Source organism: Acinetobacter sp. AOR41_HL, assembly GCF_027854645.1.
Taxonomy (GTDB): domain Bacteria; phylum Pseudomonadota; class Gammaproteobacteria; order Pseudomonadales; family Moraxellaceae; genus Acinetobacter; species Acinetobacter nosocomialis.
Map to the genome: position 1 here is coordinate 1 of NZ_JAKTHZ010000030.1, position 4,478 is coordinate 4,478.

Genomic DNA, 4,478 nt, shown 5'->3' on the forward strand with positions numbered 1-4,478 from the left:
TGTAAGCCCAAAATAGAAATGTCCGGTTTCTCCAAAGTAAAAATGTCCGCTTTTAGAATATGCACTTTTGCAATTTCCTTAGCGGACGGTTTGATATGTTGGTGTCTATGTCGGATAAAGAACTTAAACGATTGTCGGTCTTGCAGGAAATCTGTGATCAACGCATAACCCAGTCCCAAGCTGCTCAGCTACTTCATATTTCAGAGCGTCAGATCAGGCGTTTATTGCAAAAATACAAAGCTCAAGGCCCAGCTGCATTAGCCCATGCCGGTCGTGGTCAAATCAGCAATTCCAGGCTTCCTGAAGAGCTCAGACTCAAGTGCCTCAATATTGTTTCTGATCAACTGCATGGTTTCGGACCCACTTTAGCGCATGAAAAGCTCACCACCGTTCATGGCTTTGATATTTCAGTGGAAACACTGCGTTCCTGGATGATTGCAGCCGATTTATGGACTCCTCGTGCCAAGCGTCTGAAACGCCCGTATCAGCCTCGTTATAACCGGGACTGTTATGGTGAACTGATCCAAATCGATGGCTCACACCATGACTGGTTTGAAGGTCGAGCCCCTAAATGCTGTCTGCTGGTATTTATCGATGATGCCACAGGCAAATTACAGCATTTACGCTTCTGTAAGTCAGAATCAACCTTTGACTATATGATTTCAACACGTTTGTATGTTGAGCAGCATGGTAAGCCTTTAGCCTTCTACAGCGATAAACATTCAGTCTTCAGGGTGAATCAAAGCAGTAAGAAAGACACCAAGATTACCCAGTTTGGGCGCGTACTCAGCACCCTGAATATCGATATTATCTTCGCTAATTCACCACAGGCCAAAGGCCGTGTAGAACGAGCCAATAGAACGCTTCAGGACCGTCTGATCAAAGAAATGCGTCTGGAAGGCATCAGTTCGATTGCCGAAGCCAATGCCTGGCTACCCTGCTTCATTGAGCAGTTCAATCAGAAGTTTGCCAAGATGGCCTTTAATCCCAAGGATCTACACCGGACTGTCACTGAAACAGCCGAAGAATTAGATGATATTTTTACCTGGCGTGAACCCCGCAGAGTCACGAATAGCCTGACGATCACTTATGATAAGTGCGTATATCTCTTGGAAAACACGGAAGAAAACCAAAGATTGATTGGCAAGTATCTTGAGTTTCTGGAATACCCGAATAGTACAGTCGCGATTGAATATCAGGGAAGAAAAATCAATTACAGCATCTTCGATAAATTAAGTCAGCTCAACCAGCGAGAGATTGTTGAAAATAAACGTTTGGGTTCTGTATTAGCCCATATTCAACAGCAGCATGAAGAACTAGAACAACAAAATAAACGCAATCGTTCTCAAAAGATGCCAAGCAGACGTGCACAGAAAACAGTAATCAAAGAACGAAATCTGAATCCTGTGCTTGACTTGGAAATGTCGGTATAGGACATTTCTATTTGGTTTTAAGGTAGGACATTTCTACTTAGGAATAACAGAACAAATTGAAACATATAAAAATCAAAAATTTATGCTATAAATAATTTGCTCGACGATGTCGAAAAGCCGACTTGGAAACAAGTCGGCTTTTTTATGAGCAGTTTTGATATATTTTGCCAATAAAATTGATTAAAAAGCGATCAAATCGTAATTTCCTTCCGATTCCTTAAGGCTTCCATTTCTGAATTTATCCCCATTTCTTACGGATAAGCTTTGGGATAATTTTTGATGATTTCTTGTACGCTTTGGCTTACAGCATTTTACGAAATTGTTTGTATCCAAGCACCAGTGAAGTCCCTATGATCGATCTATATGAACAGGATGTTCAATGACTTAAAACAAGAATAATCAGTCAGACACCATGACCATTAGGTAGTCAGCCCTACCTATGCGCTCCACACCGAAAAATCCCGACATGACGTCGGGATTTTTTATTGTCATTTGAATAATAATTCAATTAAGCATAAAATATAGATTGTAATCTATATTATGGTTGTAATATGTGGACAGTCATTACAACGGATCTGTTTAACGAATGGCTTGCACAGCAAGATGAATCTACACAAGAGAAAGTACTCGCAGCGTTGGTCGTTCTACAGCAACAGGGACCAAGTTTAGGTCGTCCTTTAGTAGATACCGTCTATGACTCCAAATTTACCAATATGAAAGAGCTACGTGTTCAGCATCGAGGTAAACCACTGAGAGCCTTTTTCGCGTTTGATCCTTTACGACAAGCTATTGTGCTGTGTATCGGTGATAAAGGCGGTAAAAAGCGTTTTTATAAAGAGATGTTAGATATTGCCGATCAGCAATACGAAATTCATCTTTCAACTTTAGGAGATCAATCTAATGGCTAAGACCCTACAAGAATTATTGGCTAATCGCTCTCCAGAGAGTCAAGCTCGTATTCAACAAATGGCGGATGAATTATTGTTGGAAACTCAGCTTCACCTTATTCGTGAAGAGTTAGAGATTTCTCAAAAAGAACTGGCTGCAACCCTTGGAATCAAACAGCCTTCATTGTCAGCAATCGAAAATCGTGGTCATGATCTTAAAATTTCAACGATGAAAAAGTATGTCGAAGCAATGGGCGGAAAACTTCGTATAGATGTAGAGCTTCCAACAGGAAAACACATAGGATTCAATGTCTAATAATAAACCTTTGAAAAATAGTAGTAAATTACTTGTTAACTTGGACAAGTTTATATTTTTAGTCAATGCTGCTGATAGCCTAGAGGAAATTGAGATTATTAGAGATTTATGCTGTGACTATTTTTCACATTGTAAGAAGTCAAGCTATTACACTGATATTTTCGACAATGCTTATTGGATAAAATATTACGAAATAACTTAATCTTTCCAGATTCGCATAAGAGATTTTATGCTAAATAGATATGAGAAAGGCCATAAATTGTGACTTTTTCATATACGAAGAGAGCTGAGAACTTTCGTTTTATTGATTTATTCAAAATGAAGCTGATATTGATGTGTGGTGATTTTAATTTTTAGTTGCTTATATTTTCTTTTCGTAGCGCTCAGAGCTGAATTAGACACTTCTGTATAAAATATAGGATCATTCATCAAATCAGAAAATAATTTATATCCAATCAATAATTTACTGTATTTATTCCCCTCTTTGAGATTCGTTTCAATTAATTGATCTAAATCTTTTACAGAAAAACTATACATATTAGCCTAGATAGAGTGTTTCTGAACGGGCACCATACAGGGTTGGCGATAAGAACTAAAGTTAAATTAGGTATTGATATATGGAATATTATTGTAAAAATAATAGCTTAAACTTATATCGAGGCTAAACTTTACTCCTTTAATAGTAAAAATCTTATTCAGGATCCAAGATATATCCTTCTAAAAGACTTTAGTCCTTCTCTTTTTCAAGTCAAATTTACCCGTAATTCTGGCTAGAATACTCTCTCAAAATTGCATATACCCTATATTTATCTTGATATAAGGTCTTTTCTATAATTTTTTGGATATCTTCACTAGTCCATTTTTGCTGCTTAGCTTTAAAAATAAACTGTGATTGCAGAACAAATGAGTGTTCACCTTTTCTTAAATAAAGATTCTTGACTTTTTTTTGCATAAGAAACAATTCAATAACCTATAATCTTAAACTTTATACTAGTTGGGAAAAATTTACTTTTAATTATAACTTAATAAAACACTTAACTTGTAAAGAAAACTAAATTTCAGTTACTTAATAGACAAAAAAATATTATTATTTTTGTATCAGTAATGTTTAATATTCTTTGGATTGTATGTTGTGGGTTCTTATAGTATTTCTAGGTTTAATCAGTACACTATTAATTATTTCCATATTAAAAGAGTATTTTAAGAATCCTTTCAAATAGAAGAATAAATTCTAGTTTGTTAAGGCTTTGTTGCACAAAGATTTAAAAGTTAAGACTTCTCATGTCTACTCAAATTTAAATGACAACTCGGGTATGTGGTCTGCCTAAGTCCGTAAATTTATTTAATACTGCCATACGTGCATGAATCTGATTGACTTGGCTTTGAAAATTTCTCGCACTGAGTTTATCCCCTAATAATTTGATGCAATGCATCTTGGTTTCAACCAAACTTCGCCGATGATAGCCTGACCATTTCTTCCAAATAGTTCTTCCTAAACGTTTAACTGTTCGAAGCAACTCATTGCGTTCTAGCGAGCCCATCTTTTTATCTTTCCATGGCTTCGCATTTTTTCTTGGTGGAATCACTGCATGTGCTTGCCGATCCGCAATGACCTGTCGGCACTGTTTGGTATCATAAGCTCCATCGGTATAGACGGAGTCAACTCTCTCATCTTGTGGAATCTGATCGAGTAAATCACCAAGTACCTGTGAATCACTCACATTGCTGGTTGTGAGCTGAACAGCGCGTATTTGTAAGGTTTTAGCATCTATACCAATATGTAATTTACGCCATTGGCGACGATATTCAGGCTGATGTTTTTTACGCTTCCATTCACCCTCA

Annotated in this window: 5 protein-coding genes and 1 pseudogene; 4 read left to right on the forward strand and 2 right to left on the reverse strand. The window is 36.9% G+C overall.

Annotated elements, in window-relative coordinates:
- The first annotated feature begins 107 nt into the window (after positions 1-107).
- The 4 genes from MKL35_RS12815 to MKL35_RS12830 all read left to right on the forward strand — a co-directional run bounded on the left by MKL35_RS12815 (position 108) and on the right by MKL35_RS12830 (position 2,838).
- On the forward strand, positions 108-1,433 hold the full coding sequence (locus tag MKL35_RS12815; protein WP_016805832.1) for an ISNCY family transposase: 1,326 nt from the start codon (positions 108-110) through the stop codon (positions 1,431-1,433).
- Between the two features lie 551 nt (positions 1,434-1,984).
- Positions 1,985-2,341 (forward strand): type II toxin-antitoxin system RelE/ParE family toxin, encoded by a 357-nt coding sequence (locus MKL35_RS12820; protein WP_000269901.1) that lies wholly within the window; start codon positions 1,985-1,987, stop codon positions 2,339-2,341.
- The gene (locus MKL35_RS12825) at positions 2,334-2,636 is read left to right on the forward strand and encodes a helix-turn-helix domain-containing protein (protein WP_001140619.1); all 303 of its coding nucleotides are present in this window, start codon (positions 2,334-2,336) and stop codon (positions 2,634-2,636) included. Before MKL35_RS12820 ends, MKL35_RS12825 begins: the two co-directional genes overlap by 8 nt.
- On the forward strand, positions 2,629-2,838 hold the full coding sequence (locus MKL35_RS12830; RefSeq protein ID WP_000069471.1) for a hypothetical protein: 210 nt from the start codon (positions 2,629-2,631) through the stop codon (positions 2,836-2,838). The genes MKL35_RS12825 and MKL35_RS12830 overlap by 8 nt, the downstream gene beginning before the upstream one ends.
- Positions 2,839-2,945: 107 nt before the next feature.
- Here MKL35_RS12830 and MKL35_RS12835 read toward each other — a convergent pair whose 3' ends face one another.
- Together MKL35_RS12835 and MKL35_RS12840 are read right to left on the reverse strand one after the other, a co-directional pair.
- Positions 2,946-3,173, reverse strand: coding sequence for a hypothetical protein (locus MKL35_RS12835; protein ID WP_000286812.1), 228 nt, complete (start codon positions 3,171-3,173; stop codon positions 2,946-2,948).
- Positions 3,174-3,931: 758 nt separating this feature from the next.
- Positions 3,932-4,478: pseudogene (locus tag MKL35_RS12840) on the reverse strand (IS5-like element ISAba13 family transposase); the annotation flags it as partial.